The sequence below is a fragment of the Streptomyces sp. NPDC044921 genome, from assembly GCF_056432865.1.
Map to the genome: position 1 here is coordinate 445722 of NZ_JBWKIF010000002.1, position 17548 is coordinate 463269.

Genomic DNA, 17548 nt, shown 5'->3' on the forward strand with positions numbered 1-17548 from the left:
GGGCGTGGGGGGTGTGGGAACGCTCCCACGAGGGGGAGGTTAGGAACGGGCCGATTGCGCGTCAAGGATTCTGTCGCATCGACTGTTCGCCACTGTTCGACCCTGTTCGGAACCGTGAGTTTTTCCCGTCCGGCGGATTGACAGCCGGTGGGGGCGCCCAGAACACTGCGTCGGGCGAACCGGCCCCAACCCGGTTCGCCCGTAGTCGAATTGCCTCGACGAGCCCCGTACGGCACCTTCCGCGCAGTCAGGGACGCGACCGTGATGAAGACGACCGGCCGGAGCCGTCGCGACCCGCACCTGCACCGTTCGCGCGCGCCGGCCCGCGGGGCGGCCGACCGGGGAGGGCGGCACCGGCAACCCCGGATCCGGACCGGCGGCCTGGTGCTGCGACCGGGCGAGGCCGCCCCCCAGGGAGGAACCGATGAGGAACGTACGGACCGCCGTCATCGCCGCGCTGACGATCGCCCTGTCGAGCCCCGGACTCGGCGCGGCCTCCGCCGCCGGGAGTACGGGTGGGTCCTCCACGGCCGCGGCGCACTGCTCTGCCGCGCACGGTGAGGCGACAACCGCGGCACGGACGGCACCTGCGCGGGGCGCGCCCACCGCGCCCGCCGCACGCAGTGCGCCCACTGTGCGGACGGCGCCCGCCGTACGGAGCGCATCCGCTGCCCGGACGGCCGCTGCGTCGCGCACGGCCCCCGCTTCACGCGCAGCCGTCGCCCCGCGCGCGGCCGCCCAGCCGGTGACCGTATGGCTGGCCGGCGACTCCACCGTGGCCAACCCGGGCTCGGCGGCCTGCCCGGTCGGCTGGGGCAGCCGGTTCGACGCCTTGTTCAACGCCGATGTCACCGTCAGGAACCAGGCCGTGGGCGGCCGCAGCATCCAGACCTGGATGTACGAGGGGAACGTCAGCGGCACCCTGGGCACCGACGGCGAGTGCCGCCTCACGTCCAGCGCGTACTCGTCACGCTGGCAGGGGATGCTGAACGCGAGCACCGGCATGAAGGCCGGCGACTACCTGTTCATCCAGTTCGGCATCAACGACTCCTCCTCGACCTGCCCCCGGCACGTCGGCCCCGCCCGCTACCGCCAGTTGATGACCACGATGGTGCAGGCCGCCCAGGCCAGGGGAGCGCGCCCGGTACTGCTCACCCCGGTCGCCGCCCTCACCTGCTCCGGCAGCACGGCGACGAAGAACTGAGGCTTCGTGGGCGAGACCTACGCCGTCGGATCCGCCACCGGGGCCCCGGTCGTCGACCTGCAGTCGCTCAGCGTCTCGCTCTACAACGGCCTGCGCTTCTGCCCGCACGACGGCGACTTCGGCTCCGGGCCCGTGGGCGCCTTCTTCTGCAACGACCGCACCCACTTCGAAACCTACGGTGCGCAGCGGATCGCCGGTCTGGTCGCGGGCGACGTCCGCAGGCAGAACCTGCCGCTCGCCGCGTATCTCGAGTAAGGGCCGGATGCGGCTCGCGGGACTCCGATGGAAGGGGCGTGCGCCGATAAACGGTTTGTGCGCCGACGGCTCAGGCGAGGACGATGCCGCCGAACGGATGGAGGGGATCGTTGACCATCGACGACGCCGTTGCCGAGGCGGACGCACGCATCCGGCGGGAACCGGCCTTCGCACACACCGAACACCTCGTGGTGGCGCACCGCGACCGCGTCGTCGCCGCCCACGCGTACGGCCGACGGGCGGTGGACGAACCGGGGGACATCTTCTCCGTCACCAAGAGCGTGCTCTCCACCCTCGTCGGCTGCGCGATCAGGGACGGCCGCCTCCGACTCGGCACGACGGTGGGCGACTTGCTCCACGAGGTCGCCCCCGAGACGGCGGACCGTCACGTCTCCCTGCGGCATCTGCTGACCATGACCCGCGGCACCGACCCCTCCGGGGAGTGGGACATCGACGCCGTCATGCGACTCCCCGGCGGCTGGACGCGCAAGCTCCTGACGGCCCCCCGGCTGTCTGAGCCCGGCCGGTGGTTCCGGTACGACAACGGCGCCTCCCATGTCCTGGCGGCCTGCCTGGCCCGCGCGCTGGGCGAGGACGTGGAGACGTACCCCGCGCGGCGACTCTTCAGCCGGCTCGGCATCACCCGCCGGCACTGGCCGCGCGACCCGGACGGACTGCCGTACGGTTTCGGCCAGTTGTGCCTGTCCGCGCTCGACCTCCTCGCACTGGGCCGTCTGTGGTGCGCGGGAGGGGTCGCCCCGGACGGGCGGCGGCTGTTCGACGCCGGGTACGCCGCCGAGGCCACGCGCCCGCACACCGGCGGAGGCCCGCCGGAGTGCGTGGGCTACGGGTACCTGTGGTGGGTGACGGAGATGGCCGGACACCGGACGTTCTTCGCCGGGGGCTACGCGGGGCAACACGTCGTGGTCGTTCCCACGCTCGGCCTCGTCACGGTGACGACGGGATCGGAGGCGGCGCTGCGTCCCGGCTGGCGGCCCGCCGTCGAGGTGGTGCCCGACATCGTGGCCGCAGCGGGCCGGGCCGCCTAGATCCCACACGAACGCACAGCCGGTGACCGTACGCGGCGAGGAGTCCCAGGCCTCCTGCGGCCACCCCGTCCTGGGAACGCTCCCAGGGCGGGCCGGGCCGCGCCGGCCGGTGGCACGGCCAGTCCCGTGGGTCACGCCAGCAGCATGCGCGTCCAGACCACGGCAAGGAACACGCAGGCGAGCGTGAACAGGCCCTGGACGACGGCGGTGACCGGCATCCGCAGACGGGCGTGCACGACGGCGCTCGTCGCGGCCACGGCCGGGAACCCCCAGACGACGAGCCACAACAGGAAGGGAACGTCGGAGCGCGCGGTGGGCGGGGAGTGCGGGGACGGCGCGGTGCCCAAGCCGACCACGAGGAACAGGATGACGGCGACGACGACGATGACCGCGTCCGCGACCAGAAGCAGCAGGGCGACCGCGATGTCGACCAGCCGGGAGGGGCGGTCACGGGTCGCGGGGTGCGCCGGGGTGTCGTCGTCGCGGTCCGCGGCCGGTGTGGTCATGACCCGACTGCACCACGGAACGGGCACTTCCGCCCCCGGCGGGAAGGCACGGGACAGGCACACTCGTGCCCGGCCCCGCACCCCGGCGAGCCGTCCTCCTCCCGCGCCCCCCGGCGTGCGAGGCATGAACCCGGTCTCGGCCGTCGGTGCCGGCGCCCCCGGCGCAGGGCCGGGCGAGGACACGTGAGGGCCCTGTCGCTGGTCGCCCTGTCGGAGGACCGCGACCGCCTGTCAACGCTCCGTCGGTCCGGACGTTGGGTTCCCGCTCGAAGCGTGAGCGGTTCGCCACGCCTCGCCGGCATCGGCGACGGGCCCGTGCCCGCACGGCGGCCGACACCCGTGCCCGCACGGCGGCCGACGCCCGTGCACCGGTGCCGGGTCTCCGCGCGACCGGTCCGCGCTGGACGACCGCGTCGCTGCGGCGCGGCATAGGATCGGCCGGTTCCCGACCTGAAGGAGTCCCCGTCCGGTGACCGCCGTCCTTCCCCCGCCCCGCCCCGCCGCTCCGGCACTCCTGTCTGTCGAGCACGTCACGCGCGTCGAGAACGGCGAGCGGCTGCACGGTCTGCTGTGGCGGGCGGGCGACGACTGGCGGATGATCAGCAGCGCGGTGCTCGGCGGCGGCATCGGCGAGCGCGCATGGGTCCTCAACGCGCAGGTGCCGCACGGGTACCGGCGCACCGATCCGGATCGGCACCTCGCCGCCCTGGCCCGGGAGGCAGGCGCCCGCGGGGAGGGCGTCGGGTTGATGACGGCCGCCGACGTCCGGAAGCACGGGATCCACCGCGACGGTGGCGTGGAGGCGGTCGTCACCGCGGGGCTCGGGGTGCGGGGCTGGGCCGCCTCCCCCGCCGGGGGCACGCGCGCACCGGTGCGGCCGGGCACCGTCAACATCGTCGTCGCACTGCCCGTGGCGCTGACCGACGCGGCCCTGGTCAACGCGGTCGCCACCGCCACCGAAGCCAAGGTCCAGGCGCTGCTGGAGACCGGCCACGACTGCTCCGGCACCCCCACCGACGCGGTGTGCGTCGCCGCGCGAACAGAACCCGGCCAGGAGGAGGTCCAGGCCTTCATGGGCCCTCGCTCCCGTTGGGGTTCCCGTCTGGCCCGCGCCGTTCACGGCGCCGTGCGGAACGCCGCTTCCCCCGGGTGACGGTCCATCAGCGACTCGCGTCGGAGCGGAGTCCGCAGCCGGCCGGCGGCGCTCATCCGTCTGCCGCGCAGGCCTCGGCCTCCGCCAGGTAGCGTGCCATGGGGCCGAGGGTCAGCATGCCGCTCGCGGCGCCCGCGTGTTCCGTACGGGCCGCGCGCAGGGCGGCAGCGGCACGTGCGGCCATGCCGGGCTCGCCGAGCCGCGCGGCGGCCCTGGCGGTCAGGCACCACAGGGCCTCCTGCACGTGGTCACGCGGTGGCTCGGGCACCGCGGCCAGGGCGGCACGCGCCTGCTCGTCCCGCTCCTGCGCGAGCAGCACGAGGGGCAGGGCCCAGGGCCGGTACGGGCCCCAGTCGAGGCGCGGGTCGGTGGGGGCGGGCCGGTCGTGCAGCAGCCGCAGGCCCAGGAGCGCGAGCGGGAACAGGCCGCGGTGCAGCCCCGGCATGCCGGCTGTCCGCAGGGCGTCCTCGGCGGCGCGGTAGTGCGCCGCCGCCGTGGCGGCGGCCGGTCCGCCCGGTTCGGTGCTGCGCGCGGCCGCCACCCGGGCCCGGAACCACCCGGTGAGGACGGGGACGAGCGGCGCCTCGGCGAGGGCGGCGAGCCGTTCGGCGGACTCGGCGTGCGAGGCGGCGGCGTCAAGGTCGCCGAGCGCCGAGGCGGACTGCAGGCGGACGAGCCGGCCGAGCACGGCGAACTCCGGCAGCCCGTGCCGGGTGGCCAGGTCGAGGATCTCGGCGCCGATCCCGTCCCGTACCGCGGCGAGCCCGGGACGGGCGAAGGACTGCAGGAACACCCCGTTGAGGGCGAACGCCAGCAGGGCGGGGTCGGCCAGCTCCCGTGCCAGCGCCTCCGCCTGCCGGGCGGATTTCCGGGCGTACGCCAGCCCGGGCTCCGTCAGGTCGGCGCCGCGGCTCTCGACGGCGACCGTGGCCAGCAGCCGGGCGGCGAGGTCGGCGGGGCGGCCGGGGCCGAGCGCGGTGAGTGTGCGCTCGGCGGCCGCGACGACGGCCCGGGACTGTTCGGGATCGTCGGCCCGGCTCCAGAGGGCCGGTACGTCGTAGGCGCCGATGACGCGCGCGGTGAGGAAGAGGTCGCCGGTGCGTTCCGCCGCCGTGACGGCGGCGAGGCGGTCGCGCCGGGAGTGGACCAGGGCCTCGCCTCCCGCCAGCGCGAGGGTGCGGGCCAGATCCACGGTGGTGCGCGGGCCGAGCCGGAGTCCGGAGCCGGTCCATGACGTCCGTGCGGCCACGCCGGGTACGGCTCCGTTGAGGAGGTCCGTCTCCAGGTTCCGCAGGTCGGGGCCGGGGTCGAGGCCGAGCTGACCGACGAGCATCGCGCGGGCGCGGCGGAGGGTGGCCAGTGCGTCGGCCTGGCGGCCCGCGCGGTGCAGGGCCCGGGCGAGCAGCCCCCACGCCGGTTCCCGCCAGGGATGCTCCGCGACGTGGGCCTCAGTTCGGCGACCAGGTCGGCCCCCTCCCCGGAGTCGAGGAGGATGCGGGCGCGCAGTTCCACCCCGTCCAGCCTCAGCTCCTCCAGCCGGGTCCGCTCGCGCTGCGCCCAGGCGGAGCCGGTCACGTCGGCGTAGGCGGGCCCGCGCCAGGCCGCGAGGACCGTGCCGAGGCCGGTGACGGCGGCCGGGTCGTGCCGCGCGCGGGCCAGGGTGTCCTGGAAGCGGAGGACGTCCACGTCCTCACGTGGCAGGCGCAGCGCGTAGCCGGGGCCCTCGGTGACGAGGAAGCGCGGCGGGACGCGGGGCGGCCGGGCGGGTTCGAGGGCGCGGCGCAGCGCGGCGACGAACGTACGCACGGCGCCCACGGCGCGGGCCGGCGGGTCGGTCCACAGGTCGTCGACGAGGGTGTCGGTCGGGACCATCCGCCCCTCGGCGGCGACGAGCCGGGCGAGCACCTCGCGATGACGCGGGCCGCCCAGGCCGACCGGACCGTCGTCGTCGAAGGCCCGCACGGCACCGAGTACGTCGATTCGCATGCCCCCATCCTCCGTGCCGGGGGCGGGTCCCGCCCAGCCGTACTGATCGGCTGCTGATCGCCCTCGCCCAGGCTGGTCCGGTCAGTCCCACTCCCACTCCCTCACCCGGAAGACGGTTCCTCATGACGCTCACTCCTCACGGCTTCGACCACGTGCGCCTGCCCGGTGCGGACGGGGTGGAGCTGGCTGCCGCCGTCGGCGGCAGCGGCAGCCCGGTCGTGCTGTTGCACGGTTTCCCGCAGACCCACCTGATGTGGCGGCACGTCGCCGAGCGGCTCGTCGCCGAGCACACCGTGATCTGTCCCGACCTGCGCGGCTACGGCGCCAGCGACAAGCCGGCGGCCACCGGCCCCGAGGTGTACGCCAAGCGCACCATGGCCGCCGACGTGGTGGCCCTGGCGACGGCCCTCGGCCACGAGCACTTCGCCCTCGTCGGCCACGACCGGGGCGCCCTGGTCGCCTTCCGGGCGGGCCTGGACCACCCGGAGACCATCACGCACCTGGGCCTCCTCGACATCGTGCCGACGCTCGACATGTGGGACGTCCTGCACGGCGTCCCGGCGGCGGTCGGCTACCACCTGTTCCTCATGGCGCAACCGCCGGGCCTGCCGGAGACGATGATCGCCAACAGCGCGGACGCCTTCTTCGGCTCGTTCCTCGACGCCTGGGCCGGCGACCCGGACCTCCTGCCCCGGGAGATCCGGGCCGAGTACCTGCGGGCCAGCGCCGCCGCGGTGACGTCGATCGTCGCCGACTACCGGGCCTCGGCGGGCATCGACGTCGCGCACGACCAGGCGGACCTGGACGCCGGCTCGCAGCTGGCCATGCCGGTGACGGTGGTCCAGCAGGACTGGGGCGCACGCCTCGGCTACGACGCCGCCGGGGTGTGGCGCGCGTGGGCGCCGGACCTGGACCACCGGCTCACCCGGGCCGGGCACTTCATGGCCGAGGAGGTGCCCGACGAGATCACGGCGGCGATCCGGGACCTGCTGACCCGCTGAGCCCACCCGCCCGCCGCGTCAGGAGGAAGGCCACGGCGGGTGACTCCTACCGGTAGCGGATGTGCAGGTGGTTGTCGTGGTTCGGGTAACTCGTCGTGAGCCCTTCCGAGATCAGCTGGGGGTCGTTGAAGTAGACCAGTTCGACGTGCCCGGGGGCCTTGGCCCGGATCTCCTGCACCAGGCGGCGGGTGGCCGCGCGGTCGTACGTCGCGGACTGCCAGGTGATGCGGCCGGCGGTGCACTGCGCCGAGTCGGTGCGGATCGGCCACACGTCGATGTCCAGCCCCACCTCGTGGCTGGCGTGGCCGGGGATGTCCCCGCCGTGCTCGAAGCTCGCGTCGCCGACCGGCAGGGGACCGTTCCCCGTACCCGAGAAGGCGGCGGCGGCCGCTTCGAGCTGGGCGACGGCGCCCGCCGTCGCCCAGTGCGCGTCCGCGTTGCCGTCGGGGCTCTGCGCGCACAGGGTGCCCGGACCGAAGTCGATCTTCTCGTAGTGCCACAGCAGGTTCTTCCAGGTGGCCGGTCCGACGATGCCGTCCGCACCGATCCCGGCGTGTGACTGGAAGGCGCGGACCGCCGCCTGCGTGGCAGCCCCGAACATCCCGTCCACCGGGAGGCCCGCCGACCGCTTCGCGTTGAGCAGCGTCTGGACGGCCCGCACCGCGGGACCGTCGTCGCCCTGCCGTACGGTGACGACGAGCGCCCCCCAGGTGGCGGGCCCGACGACGCCGTCGGCCGTCAGCCCGGCGGACTGCTGGAAGGCCACGACGGCGCTGCGGGTGCCGGAGCCGAAGACGCCGTCCGTGGGCACCGGGCGGCCGCGCGCGGCCAGCAGATGCTGCAGCGCGAGGACGTCGGTGCCCCGGTTGCCGTCGCTCGTCAGCGGGAACGCGGCCTGCGGGAACGCCTGAGCGGGCAGGCCCGTTCCGATGAGGAGCGCGGCCACCGCCGCGAACAGCGTGATGGCGCGGCCCAGTTGTCTCATGATGTCTTCCTGGCCTTCCTGACTGAGGGGTGTCCCGGGTGGCTGAGCCGTGGGCCGGAGGCCGCGGCTGGGCGCGGAGCAGGAGCGGCCGGTGCGTCCGTCGACGTGGGTGTGGTCGTCGTGGCCGGGGCAGCCCGGGCCGGGGATTTCCGCCGAAGCGGTGCGAGCGGGCCTGTCGCGCGAGTCGGCGGAGCGTCGGGGCGCCGCACGGGCCGACCGCGTCACCGTATGCCTCCGCCCTGAGTCCCCGTCCCCGCGAGGGGCCGAGCCGAGTGTGGCGCCGCCGAGGCGACGCTGTCCACACCCTCACCCTGTGCCACAGGACCAGACCACCGGCGTGGCGGACCACGCAAGGAACGGGCGCGCGCGGCGGCCGGGGACGGACGAACGGTGGCTCAGCGGCGACGCCCGCGGAGCAGCGCGCAGACGGCGTCCTCCTCGATCGTGCGCAGCCGCTCCAGGAGAGCGGGATCGAGTGTCCTGTTCACCTGGGTGGTGAGTGAGACGGTGAGGGACATGCGGCCGTCGGGCGTCGCGGCGATCAGCTGGGTGTAGCCGGGGAAGTTCCCGGTGTGGCCGAGCACGGTCCCGCAGCGGGTGTCGTAGCGGAAGATGCCGAGGCCCGCCCTGTTGCGGCCGGGGCCGGCCGGCTCGGAGGCGCCCTCGATCCAGCGGCGCTGCTCGCGCACCACGGCCTCCGACGTCAGCCGGCCGGCGGCGTAGCCGCGGATGAAGCGCGTCATGTCCCGCGGCGTGGAGACGATCCCGCCCGAGGCCCACACCCCGGACGCGCTGAGCACCTCACTGACGTCCTCCGGCGGCGCGGGCGGCTCGACGGCGTAGCCGTGCATGTAGGGCTCGGGCATCTCGTGGCCCAGGGGGAGACTGGTGTCGCGCAGGCCGAGCGGACGGGTGACGATCCGCTCCAGGAGGTGCTCGTACGGCCACCGGGTCGCGGCCTCCGCCATCAGCGCGACGGCGATGTTGTCGGAGTTGGAGTACCTGTACTGCGACCCCGGCCGGAACCGCAGCGGTTGGTCCGCGACGAAGTCCAGCAGCCGGTGCGGGTCGAAGGTGCGGCGCGGGTCCGCCCGCACCAGTTCGAGGAACGCGGGGTCCTCGCTGAAGTCGGGCAGCCCGCTCGTGTGGTTCAGCAACTGCCGCAGGGTGACCGACCGCCAGGCCCGCGGCAGCCGGGGCAGGGTGCGGCCGAGGCTGCTGTCGAGGCCGAGTACGCCCTCCTGCACCAGACGCAGTGCCACGGCACCGCTGAACGCCTTCGCCGTGCTGGCGATCCGCATGTGGTCGGTCGGCTCGATCGGGCGGCCGGACTCCAGGTCGGCGACACCGGCGCGCAGGACACGGGGTGCGCCGTCCCGCTGCAGTACGACGATGACACCCGGCGGTCCTCCGGGCGTGCTGACCAGCTCGTCGAGCTGCCTGCGCAGGGCGTGCTCGCCCGCGCCGCCGGGGCCGCCCGCCGCGGCGTCCGCGACGGGGGCGTGGAGCAGCCCGCCGAGACAGCAGGCGCCGAGCAGGGCGACCAGGGGCAGGCGGAGGCGGAGCCGGTGGCGGGGACGGGGACGGGGACGGGTGCCGGTGCGGGCACGGGCCCGGGGCAGGGGACCGGCAGAAGGCATGAGCGGCATGAGGGCTCCGGCAGACTCGGCGGGCGGGGCACCCTCAGCTTCGGCGGGCGTACCCGGACGCGCTCGGCGAGCTTGCCCCGTCCGGCCGCACGGCCGGCGGCACCGGGCCACTCAGAAGGCGTAGCGGACCCGCAGCCAGGGCGCGCGCTGGTCGATCAGGGTGCGCAGGGACCGCACCGCCTCGCCCTTGACCTGGTTGCGGTAACGCACGTTCAGCGCGCCGTTCTCGGAGCGCTTGGCCTGCTGCAGCTCCGGCCGCCACAGGACGTCCTCGGCCCGGGGGTGCCAGCCGACGTTGACCTCGTGCAGCTCCTGGTTGTGGGTGAGCATGATCACCTCCGCCGCCGCCTGCTCCTTCACCCGCCGCGGCAGGACGTCGTCCAGGTGCGTGAGCAGCTCGGCCCAGGCGTCCTGCCAGCCGGGGCGGACGACCACGGGGGAGAGGTTGAAGTGCACCTCGTACCCGGCGTCCAGGAAATCCGCCGCCGCGCCGATCCGCTCGGCGACGGGCGAGGTGCGCACATCGAGCAGGCGGGCGTCGTCCGGCGGCATCAGGGAGAAGCGGACGCGGGTGCGGCCCCGCGGGTCCAGGGTCAGCAGGTCGGGATTGACGAACTTGGTGGCGAAGGACGCCTTGGCCGCCGGCCACTGCCGGAAGGCGTGCACCAGATCAGCGGTGTTGTCGCAGATCAGCGCGTCCACCGAGCAGTCGCCGTTCTCGCCGATGTCGTACACCCATGCCTCGGGGTCGCACTGGTTCGGCTCGGGCTTGCGGCCCTGCCGAGCCACGTGCCGGCCCAGGTGGGCGATGATCCGCTCGATGTTGGTGAAGACGGTGACGGGGTTGGCGTACCCCTTGCGCCGGGGCACGTAGCAGTAGGCGCAGGCCATGGCGCAGCCGTTGGAGGCACCCGGAGCGATCCAGTCGGCCGACCGCCCGTTGGGGCGTGTGGTGAGGGTCTTCTTCTCGCCCAGGACCAGCGTCTCGCCCTTGACGCGCACCCAGCGCTCGACGTTGCCCTCGTTGCCGTGCAGCCCGGGAATGCGCCAGTGGGAGTCCACCGTGATCACCTGCGCGTCGGGGAACCGGGAGGTGACCTGTCTCCCGCGCGGGGACGCGGCGGCCGCGGGCTCGGCGTAGATCTCCCGCACGGGCAGCAGCCTGCGGGCCGCGGCGGAGCTGCGGAAGGAAGGGCGCCGGCCTGACTCGGCGGGCCTGGGGGTGAGGGCGTCGAGCCCGAACAGCGCGTCGGAGTCGTCGTCCGGGGTGCCGGACGGGTGGTGCATGTGTGCTCCCGTACACAGGGGTGCGGAGGGGGCGAGCGGCCCCGCCCTTTCCACTGTACGGGGCACACATCGCCGCCGCGTCCCGCCGGGCCCGGCCGTGCGTGAGCGGAACCGCCGGGGGCATACGCGAGACAGCAACCCTCGGCAGGCACATCCCACCCAAGGAGGCACACCGTGCTGGGCATCATCGCGGCGGTCCTGTTCTTCCTCGCCTTCCTCATCAACGCGGCGGAGATCTCCACGAACGACGTCTTCACCTCGACCAACGTCATGCTGATCGGACTCGCGCTGCTCGCCCTGCAGGTCGCGGGGGTCGGCAGCGGCTGGGCGGCACGGGGCCGCAGGCGCTGACCGGCCCGGGGGCAGGGGCTGGGCAGCCCCTGCGCCGTCAGGCGTCCGCGGCCTCGGACTGTGCCCCGGCGCCGGAGGCACCCGCCGCTTTGTCGGCGGGTGCGGAGTAGAAGACGGACCTGCCCTGCTTGGAGCGCTCGGCCTGGCTCTTGGCCACGAGTCCCTCGAGCGTGACGCGTACGACCTTCGCGGAGATGTCACGATCGGGGTGGGCCTGGCCGAGCGCGGAGGAGATCTCCGCGGCGGAGCGCGGTTCCTTCTGCTCGGCGAGATGGCGCCGGATGAGCTCGACGAGCGTCGGCTCGGCCGTCTTGGCGGCGGCCGCCTTCCTGGCCGCGGGCTTCCTGGCCGCGTTCTTCGCCGGCGCGGTGGTGGACTTGCGCGCCTTCTGCTTTGCGCCGGCCGCCGCGCCGGCCTTCTTCCGCCGCGGCGAGGGCACGGCGGCACCCTTGGACCCGGTGACTGGCACGGCCGGCGCCTGCGTGATGCCGAGCGCCTGTTGCATGCTCACCAGGACGCCGTGGTCGCGCTGCACGGACGCCAGCTGCTCCTGCAGCGAGGCGATTTCCGCGGTGATGCGCTCCTGCTCCTTGACGTTGGCTTCCAGGTCGCTGTTGACCTGGGTGATGTACTGCGTGGCCAGTTCGGTGGTGGACGTCGTCGTCTCGGGCATGGTGCTGTCCTTTCCTCGGCGTGGGAGGCGTGCGGCGGGTGACACCTGTCGCGATGGCCGCGGGACGCCTTGGTGTAGAGCATGGTACGGACCGGCGGAGGCGATTGTTCCCGCCCTGTTGTCTCCTTCGCCCTGCGCGGGGCGCGACTTGTCCCGGGTGCGTCCCGCCGGTGTCACCCAGCGCACGGGAATCGGCCCGACGGCGTACGGACGCGCCGGGTTGACGGTTGTGTGGTGCGGTCGGGGGCGGCGGGCGGACCGACACCGGCGGGTGGGTCCGGCAACGGGGAACCCGGACGCCGTGGCAGTGCGATCATCGGGCGTATGACCGACTTCGGTTCCGTGTGCGCAGACGTGATCACGCCGTCACCTCGTGCCGCACGCACGGACACCACCGACTTGAGGGGATGACGGCGTGGCCGAGCCGCACCGCACTCCGGCACCTCGTCAACTTCCGTACGGTGAGGTGCGGCCCGCCGCCGGGGCACTGGTCGACGCCGCGCGGAGCAACGGCGACACGGCGTGCGAGGGCCGCGCCCGGTACGCGCTGGGGCACGCCCTCGCCGAGGTCGGGCGCCTGGCGGAGGCGGAGGACCAGATCGACCGTGCCGCCGCCCTGTGCGAACGCAGCGGCGACCGCCTCACCCTGGCCTACGCCCAGAACGTACGCGGCTACCTCACCTACGCCCGGCAGGGCGCCCGGGCCGGCCGGGAGAGCCTGGAGGCCGCGGTGCGCACCGCGGAGGGACTGGACGAGGACAGCTGGGCCCTCGTCGCCATCATCCAGGGCAACGTCGTCCAGGTGCGCGCGGGCATGGGAGACGTCGACGAGGAGCTGCTGCGCACAGCCGAGCGCCAGGTGGAGCTGAACCGGGCCGAGGGGCACACCCACAACGAGGCCTGGGCGCTCAACCGCCTGGGCCAGGTCCTGCATCTCCTCGGTGAGCACGACGGGGCCCTGTCCGCCTTCCGTCCGGTGCTGGACCTCCTGCGGGAGTCAGAGCACCACCAGGCCGTGGCGCGCACGCACACCGGCATGGCGCAGGCGTACCTGTCCCTGGGACGTCTCACCGAGGCCGCGCACCACGCCCGGGTGGCGGTCGCGTTGTGCCGGGGGTCCCGTCCAGCTGGTGGATGAGGTGGCCGCCGCGGTCCTCCACCACGGTGGTCAGGATGGTGGGTACGTCGAACAGCTTGGCGCCCTTCGCCAGGGCGGTGACGTTGTTGACGACCAGGCTCGCGTCCATGCTGCGCATGCCGGCGAACTGGGCGCCCTGGTGGTCGATGAGCAGCATGACCGACTTCTCGGGCTCCAGCAGGGCGTCGAGACCGGTGTAGGTGATGCCGTTGGCTGCCATGTCGTCTCCGTGGTCGTATCGGACGCGGCCCCGGACCGCGGCCGCCACCGACGACCCTCCCAGGCACACTCCCCTCCCGGCATCGGCAACCACTACGTAGCCAAGCTCCCTCCACGCCAGGGCAGTTGAGCAGACGTGCCGCACGCGGCGGTGGGGAGGAGCAGTGGGCGGCTGCTCCTCCCCACCCGGGCACGAGGGGTGTGACGGTGCTAGATGGCCTGGGCGGTGGGCAGGACGGTGATCTCGTGTCGACCATGCCGGGTTCGATGGTGGCGACGCGGACCATCTTGCGCCCGAGTTCGACGCGGAGCAGCCGGGTGAGGTGGCTGATGTAGGCCTTGGTGCCCGAGTAGACGGAGAACTTCTCCAGGATGCGGGTCGCGGCGATGGAGGAGGTGTTGATCAGGTCGGCGGGCCTGCCGTCGCCGCGGACGCGGTGAGGTGGGGCAGGAAGGCGGCGATGACGTTCATCAGGCCGGCGATGTTGAGGTTGATCTGGCGCTGCCAGTCGTCGACCTCGAGTTCCTCGATCCCGGAGATGAGCTGGACACCGGCGTTGTTGAAGACGAGGTCGGCCCGGCCGAGGCGGTCGGTGACCTGCTCGGCGGTGGCCATGACGGCGTCGCGGTCGGTGACGTCGACGGCCAGGGCGACCGCGGTGCCGCCGACGGCCCCGATGCCCTCCACGAGGGCGTCGAGCCGGTCCTTGCGGCGGGCCAGGACGGCGACGGAGGCGCCCAGTCGGGCGAGACGTTCGGCGGTCGCCGCGCCCATGCCGCTGGAGGCGCCGGAGACGACGGCCACGCGGCCGGCCAGGGGAGTACCGGTGAGCAGTGCAGACATGAGGGAACCTCGATCCGTGTACGTGTGCGTGTGCGTGTGCGCGTGGAGGTGCGGGTGCCTGTGCGTGCGAGGGGGCGGGGGAGGGGGGACAGGCCGGGCCGGGCGGGGGTGAGGGGTGTTCCGCCCAGTCGGGTGAGAAGGCCTGGGGGCGCGCCGGTCCCGTGGGTCAGGCGGCGTCGTCGTGGCCCGTGGCCGCGGACTTCTCGCGCCAGGGCTCCAGGTCGTCGCGGATCTGCCGGATCTTGACCTCGAGGCGTTCGAGGGTGTCACGGCCCAGGTACAGGTGGGTGGGCAGCTTCCGCCCGGAGGCGACCTCGACGATGAGGGCCGCGCCCTTGACCGGGTCGCCGAGCTGGGCGTGGTTGGCCTTCTCGATCCAGTCCAGCGTCACGTGCGCCGGGGTGCCGTCGTAGTCCGCGATGCGGTCGGCGGCCACCGACAGGGAGCTGGAGTCCAGGAAGTCGGTCCGGAACACGCCGGGTTCGACCACCATGGACTGGATGCCGAAGGGGGCCACCTCCATCGACAGCGCCTCGCTGATGCCGGCGACGGCGAACTTGGACGCCGAGTACAGGCTGACCCCGGGCTCACCCTCGAAGCTGGAGCGCGAGCCGATGTGCACCAGCTTGCCGGAGCCCTGCCGGCGCATGACGGGCAGGACGGCGCGGGTGACGTTGACGAGACCGAAGGCGTTCAGGGCGAAGAGGGACCGCGCCTCGGCGTCGGTGATCTCCTCCAGGGCGCCGAGCAGTCCGCGCCCGGCGTTGTTCACCAGGACGTCGATCCGGCCGAAACGGTCCACCGCCGCCTCGACCGCGCGCGGAATGCTGTCGTTGTCGGTGACGTCCAGCGCGACCGGGAAGACGTCGTCGGACGACTTCAGGTCATCGGGCACACGCTCCGGATGACGGCGGCGACCACCACCTTGTTTCCGTCGGGCAAAGCGGCACGAGCGATTTCCGCACCAATTCCGCGGGAGGCGCCGGTGACGAACCAGATAGCCATGGGAAATGCCTTTCCATTTGCTTGCCCCGTGCGGGGTTTTCCTGCTTTCGCATTCGAGTCTGCCCGGGCGCCGATGGGGCATGAAGGCTGCGCTTGTCCTGGGTGTGCCGCTCCCAGGATGCGCGCATTGATTAATGACATGTCAACAATCTGGTAGGGTGGGCACATGCCCGAACCGCGATGGCTGGCCCCGCACGAGGCCGAGATCTGGTCCACCTACCGCCGGCTGAGCCGTGAGCTCCAGCGTGCCCAGGACCAGCAACTGCAACGGGACTCCGGCATCTCCGCAGCCGACTACGCCCTCCTCGCCCCCCTGTCGGAGTCCGAGGGCGGCGTGCTGCGCGCCCGTGATCTCGGCGCGGAGGTCGGCTGGGAGCGGAGTCGGCTCTCCCATCAGATCAGCCGCATGGAGAAACGCGGACTGGTCGCACGGGAAGCGTGCGAGGACGACGCGCGGGGCGCGATGGTGCGACTGACGGAAAAGGGCCGCGCGACCATCGAAGCGGCGGCGCCCGGACACGCGGAAACCGTGCGGAAGCTGTTTTTCGATCCGCTGGACGCCGACGAAGTGAGAACACTCGGTGTATCCCTGGGGCGGATCATGGCCGCCGTTGAGGGACGCGACGAGAGCCCCGCCCCGTAGATCTCCGGGGGATCCAGGTTCCAGCACTTCGGCCTGACGGCCCTGGCCGCTTCAGGCCGTCAGGCGCCGCTGATCGCCGAGTGCCACCTGTTCCCGCTGGAGCCCGTCCGCGCGTGGACCGGTCCCCCCCCAGCCGGACGCGCGGCTGCTCCACCAGCGCGGTGACGGCACGTTCGCACTGGACGGGCACGTCGTCGGCATGAAGCACCGCATGACCAAGTGGCAGTACCTCTTGTCGGAGACCGGGTGCGCGACTCCCAGGAAGGACCCGGCCTGGCCGGCCCGCCGACGGTCGGCGACCGTCGAGACATGAACACCGACACACCTCACCCCTTCGTCGGCACGTGGGTCACCGCCGACGGCCACATCCGCCAGGAACTGCTTCCCGACGGCCGCTACGACGAGGCCCGGGGCGGCCGCAAGAGCGCCTACACCGGCCGCTACACCGTCACGGGCAACCACATCGACTACGTCGACGACACCGGTTTCACCGCCACCGGCGACGTGCGCGACGGCGTGCTCTACCACGAACACCTCGTCCTCTACCGAGAGGACGACACCCCGTCACCGGCCGGCACGTCATGAGCCGTGTCCGGCCGGTGACGCGGCCCGCCGTCACACCATGCGCCCGTCGAGGACGCCCGCCTCCGCGCCGGTGACACGGGCGTCCAGGAAGGACAGCAACGCGGACTGCCAGTGCGGCAGCACCGTGGGCAGGCCCGTGCCTCCGTGCGGCGCGTCGGGGAGATGGTCCGCCGTCCCCACCCCGAACAGGACCGGCGGCAGGCCGGTCAGGTCGGCGTAGAGAGGGGACAGGTCCGGGTCGCGCCGCTGGGCCGGGGACAGCTCCGGGTGCGTCAGGTCCCTCATGCCGCGCAGCACGTCGTGGTCCGTCTCCTGCTGGGCGCTGGGGGTGCCCGCGAGGTAGGTCGTACACGCCAACTCCAGGACCGCCGCGGCGAATCGGTGCGCCGTCCCGCGTCGGCGCAGGCGCAGCAGGGTCGCCGCGGCGAGGTCGGCTCCTGCGGGTCGGCGCCCGCCTCGATGAGGGCGCCACGCAGGGACGGTGCCTCGGGGCACACCGGTCCGGTCGGCCGGCGGAATTGCCGGGAGCGTGCCTTGAGGGACAATGGCCGTCCAGGTCACCCCCTCCGCCCGGGGCGGTGGAACGCCCTAGGCGACCATCGCCGATGCGTGCCGCGGGCGGCGCCGAGCACAGTGGCAGCCGGCCGGCCGCCCTCGGCGACGAGGCGGGGGCCGCTCAGAAACGGAGACATTCATGGCGGATGCCAAGTCCGACGTCACCATCGTCCGGGACGACGCCGACCATCGCCTCGAGGCCCGCGTGGACGGGCAGCTCGCGGGGATCGCCGAGTACATACCGGCCAAGCAGGTGATCGCCTTCGTCCACACCGAGGTCGAGCCCGCGTACGAGGGCCGCGGCGTGGGATCGGCGCTGGCCAGGGCGGCGTTGGACATGGCCAGGGACGCGGACACCAAGTTCCTCGCCGTGTGCCCCTTCATCGCCGGCTGGGCCGCCCGGCACCCCGAGTACGAGCCGTGGAACTACCGGCCGACCAGCCGGGTCGTGGACTGATCC

17 protein-coding genes and 3 pseudogenes are annotated in these 17548 nt (G+C 73.5%); 10 read left to right on the top strand and 10 right to left on the bottom strand.

What is annotated here, in order from left to right; all coding sequences use genetic code 11:
* Positions 1 to 745: 745 nt before the first annotated feature.
* From AC07DA_RS04695 to AC07DA_RS04705, 3 genes are all read left to right on the top strand, one after another.
* Positions 746 to 1204 (top strand): GDSL-type esterase/lipase family protein, encoded by a 459-nt coding sequence (locus AC07DA_RS04695; RefSeq protein ID WP_479124559.1) that lies wholly within the window; start codon positions 746 to 748, stop codon positions 1202 to 1204.
* Between the two features lie 6 nt (positions 1205 to 1210).
* Positions 1211 to 1459: a hypothetical protein gene (locus tag AC07DA_RS04700; RefSeq protein WP_479124560.1), complete on the top strand. Its 249-nt coding sequence runs from the start codon at positions 1211 to 1213 to the stop codon at positions 1457 to 1459.
* A gap of 110 nt (positions 1460 to 1569) precedes the next feature.
* Positions 1570 to 2508, top strand: a complete 939-nt coding sequence (locus AC07DA_RS04705; RefSeq protein ID WP_479124561.1) for a serine hydrolase domain-containing protein — start codon at positions 1570 to 1572, stop codon at positions 2506 to 2508.
* A 131-nt stretch (positions 2509 to 2639) separates the two neighbouring features.
* Here AC07DA_RS04705 and AC07DA_RS04710 read toward each other — a convergent pair whose 3' ends face one another.
* On the bottom strand, positions 2640 to 3014 hold the full coding sequence (locus AC07DA_RS04710) for a hypothetical protein (RefSeq protein WP_479124562.1): 375 nt from the start codon (positions 3012 to 3014) through the stop codon (positions 2640 to 2642).
* Between the two features lie 469 nt (positions 3015 to 3483).
* On the opposite strand from AC07DA_RS04710, the gene AC07DA_RS04715 reads away from it, so the two are divergent.
* The gene (locus AC07DA_RS04715; RefSeq protein WP_479124564.1) at positions 3484 to 4167 is read left to right on the top strand and encodes an adenosylcobinamide amidohydrolase; all 684 of its coding nucleotides are present in this window, start codon (positions 3484 to 3486) and stop codon (positions 4165 to 4167) included.
* A gap of 52 nt (positions 4168 to 4219) precedes the next feature.
* Here the strand turns inward: AC07DA_RS04715 and AC07DA_RS04720 are convergent.
* Positions 4220 to 6153: pseudogene (locus AC07DA_RS04720) on the bottom strand (AfsR/SARP family transcriptional regulator).
* A gap of 122 nt (positions 6154 to 6275) precedes the next feature.
* On the opposite strand from AC07DA_RS04720, the gene AC07DA_RS04725 reads away from it, so the two are divergent.
* The gene (locus AC07DA_RS04725) at positions 6276 to 7154 is read left to right on the top strand and encodes an alpha/beta fold hydrolase (protein WP_479124566.1); all 879 of its coding nucleotides are present in this window, start codon (positions 6276 to 6278) and stop codon (positions 7152 to 7154) included.
* A gap of 46 nt (positions 7155 to 7200) precedes the next feature.
* Here AC07DA_RS04725 and AC07DA_RS04730 read toward each other — a convergent pair whose 3' ends face one another.
* The 3 genes from AC07DA_RS04730 to AC07DA_RS04740 form a co-directional block, all read right to left on the bottom strand.
* On the bottom strand, positions 7201 to 8139 hold the full coding sequence (locus AC07DA_RS04730; RefSeq protein ID WP_479124568.1) for a peptidoglycan-binding domain-containing protein: 939 nt from the start codon (positions 8137 to 8139) through the stop codon (positions 7201 to 7203).
* 395 nt (positions 8140 to 8534) lie between these two features.
* Positions 8535 to 9779: a serine hydrolase domain-containing protein gene (locus AC07DA_RS04735; protein WP_479124570.1), complete on the bottom strand. Its 1245-nt coding sequence runs from the start codon at positions 9777 to 9779 to the stop codon at positions 8535 to 8537.
* A 120-nt stretch (positions 9780 to 9899) separates the two neighbouring features.
* Entirely contained in the window at positions 9900 to 11075 is a 1176-nt protein-coding gene (locus AC07DA_RS04740; RefSeq protein WP_479124572.1) for a spore photoproduct lyase family protein, read from the bottom strand.
* A 174-nt stretch (positions 11076 to 11249) separates the two neighbouring features.
* Here AC07DA_RS04740 and AC07DA_RS04745 point away from each other — a divergent pair, with 174 nt between their 5' ends.
* Positions 11250 to 11426, top strand: a complete 177-nt coding sequence (locus AC07DA_RS04745; RefSeq protein ID WP_479124574.1) for a hypothetical protein — start codon at positions 11250 to 11252, stop codon at positions 11424 to 11426.
* A gap of 37 nt (positions 11427 to 11463) precedes the next feature.
* Here the strand turns inward: AC07DA_RS04745 and AC07DA_RS04750 are convergent, their stop codons facing one another.
* Positions 11464 to 12099, bottom strand: a complete 636-nt coding sequence (locus tag AC07DA_RS04750; RefSeq protein ID WP_479124575.1) for a hypothetical protein — start codon at positions 12097 to 12099, stop codon at positions 11464 to 11466.
* 415 nt (positions 12100 to 12514) lie between these two features.
* On the opposite strand from AC07DA_RS04750, the gene AC07DA_RS04755 reads away from it, so the two are divergent.
* Positions 12515 to 13237: a tetratricopeptide repeat protein gene (locus AC07DA_RS04755; RefSeq protein ID WP_479124576.1), complete on the top strand. Its 723-nt coding sequence runs from the start codon at positions 12515 to 12517 to the stop codon at positions 13235 to 13237.
* Here the strand turns inward: AC07DA_RS04755 and AC07DA_RS04760 are convergent.
* The 3 genes and pseudogenes from AC07DA_RS04760 to AC07DA_RS04770 all read right to left on the bottom strand — a co-directional run bounded on the left by AC07DA_RS04760 (position 13167) and on the right by AC07DA_RS04770 (position 15305).
* On the bottom strand, positions 13167 to 13457 hold the full coding sequence (locus AC07DA_RS04760; protein WP_479124578.1) for a cysteine hydrolase family protein: 291 nt from the start codon (positions 13455 to 13457) through the stop codon (positions 13167 to 13169). The genes AC07DA_RS04755 and AC07DA_RS04760 overlap by 71 nt on opposite strands.
* Before the next feature lie 235 nt (positions 13458 to 13692).
* Positions 13693 to 14300, bottom strand: a pseudogene (locus tag AC07DA_RS04765) (SDR family oxidoreductase); the annotation flags it as partial.
* A 166-nt stretch (positions 14301 to 14466) separates the two neighbouring features.
* Positions 14467 to 15305 (bottom strand): annotated as a pseudogene (locus tag AC07DA_RS04770) (SDR family oxidoreductase).
* A gap of 166 nt (positions 15306 to 15471) precedes the next feature.
* Between AC07DA_RS04770 and AC07DA_RS04775 the strand changes: the two are divergent.
* Positions 15472 to 15948, top strand: coding sequence for a MarR family winged helix-turn-helix transcriptional regulator (locus AC07DA_RS04775; RefSeq protein WP_479124580.1), 477 nt, complete (start codon positions 15472 to 15474; stop codon positions 15946 to 15948).
* A 309-nt stretch (positions 15949 to 16257) separates the two neighbouring features.
* Positions 16258 to 16533 carry an Atu4866 domain-containing protein gene (locus tag AC07DA_RS04780; protein ID WP_479124582.1) on the top strand — a complete coding sequence of 92 codons (276 nt, stop codon included), beginning with the start codon at positions 16258 to 16260 and terminating at the stop codon, positions 16531 to 16533.
* Positions 16534 to 16563: 30 nt separating this feature from the next.
* Here the strand turns inward: AC07DA_RS04780 and AC07DA_RS04785 are convergent, their stop codons facing one another.
* Positions 16564 to 17094 carry an alpha/beta hydrolase fold domain-containing protein gene (locus AC07DA_RS04785; protein ID WP_479124583.1) on the bottom strand — a complete coding sequence of 177 codons (531 nt, stop codon included), beginning with the start codon at positions 17092 to 17094 and terminating at the stop codon, positions 16564 to 16566.
* A 133-nt stretch (positions 17095 to 17227) separates the two neighbouring features.
* On the opposite strand from AC07DA_RS04785, the gene AC07DA_RS04790 reads away from it, so the two are divergent.
* On the top strand, positions 17228 to 17545 hold the full coding sequence (locus AC07DA_RS04790; protein ID WP_479124585.1) for a GNAT family N-acetyltransferase: 318 nt from the start codon (positions 17228 to 17230) through the stop codon (positions 17543 to 17545).
* Positions 17546 to 17548: the final 3 nt, after the last annotated feature.

Coding starts and splice junctions, on each gene's coding strand:
- AC07DA_RS04735 (WP_479124570.1), bottom strand. CDS start 9,779: ATGCCTTCTGCCGGTCCCCTGCCCCGGGCCCGTGCCCGCACCGGCACC.
- AC07DA_RS04750 (WP_479124575.1), bottom strand. CDS start 12,099: ATGCCCGAGACGACGACGTCCACCACCGAACTGGCCACGCAGTACATC.
- AC07DA_RS04775 (WP_479124580.1), top strand. CDS start 15,472: ATGCCCGAACCGCGATGGCTGGCCCCGCACGAGGCCGAGATCTGGTCC.
- AC07DA_RS04730 (WP_479124568.1), bottom strand. CDS start 8,139: ATGAGACAACTGGGCCGCGCCATCACGCTGTTCGCGGCGGTGGCCGCG.
- AC07DA_RS04740 (WP_479124572.1), bottom strand. CDS start 11,075: ATGCACCACCCGTCCGGCACCCCGGACGACGACTCCGACGCGCTGTTC.
- AC07DA_RS04790 (WP_479124585.1), top strand. CDS start 17,228: ATGGCGGATGCCAAGTCCGACGTCACCATCGTCCGGGACGACGCCGAC.
- AC07DA_RS04725 (WP_479124566.1), top strand. CDS start 6,276: ATGACGCTCACTCCTCACGGCTTCGACCACGTGCGCCTGCCCGGTGCG.
- AC07DA_RS04710 (WP_479124562.1), bottom strand. CDS start 3,014: ATGACCACACCGGCCGCGGACCGCGACGACGACACCCCGGCGCACCCC.
- AC07DA_RS04760 (WP_479124578.1), bottom strand. CDS start 13,457: ATGGCAGCCAACGGCATCACCTACACCGGTCTCGACGCCCTGCTGGAG.
- AC07DA_RS04780 (WP_479124582.1), top strand. CDS start 16,258: ATGAACACCGACACACCTCACCCCTTCGTCGGCACGTGGGTCACCGCC.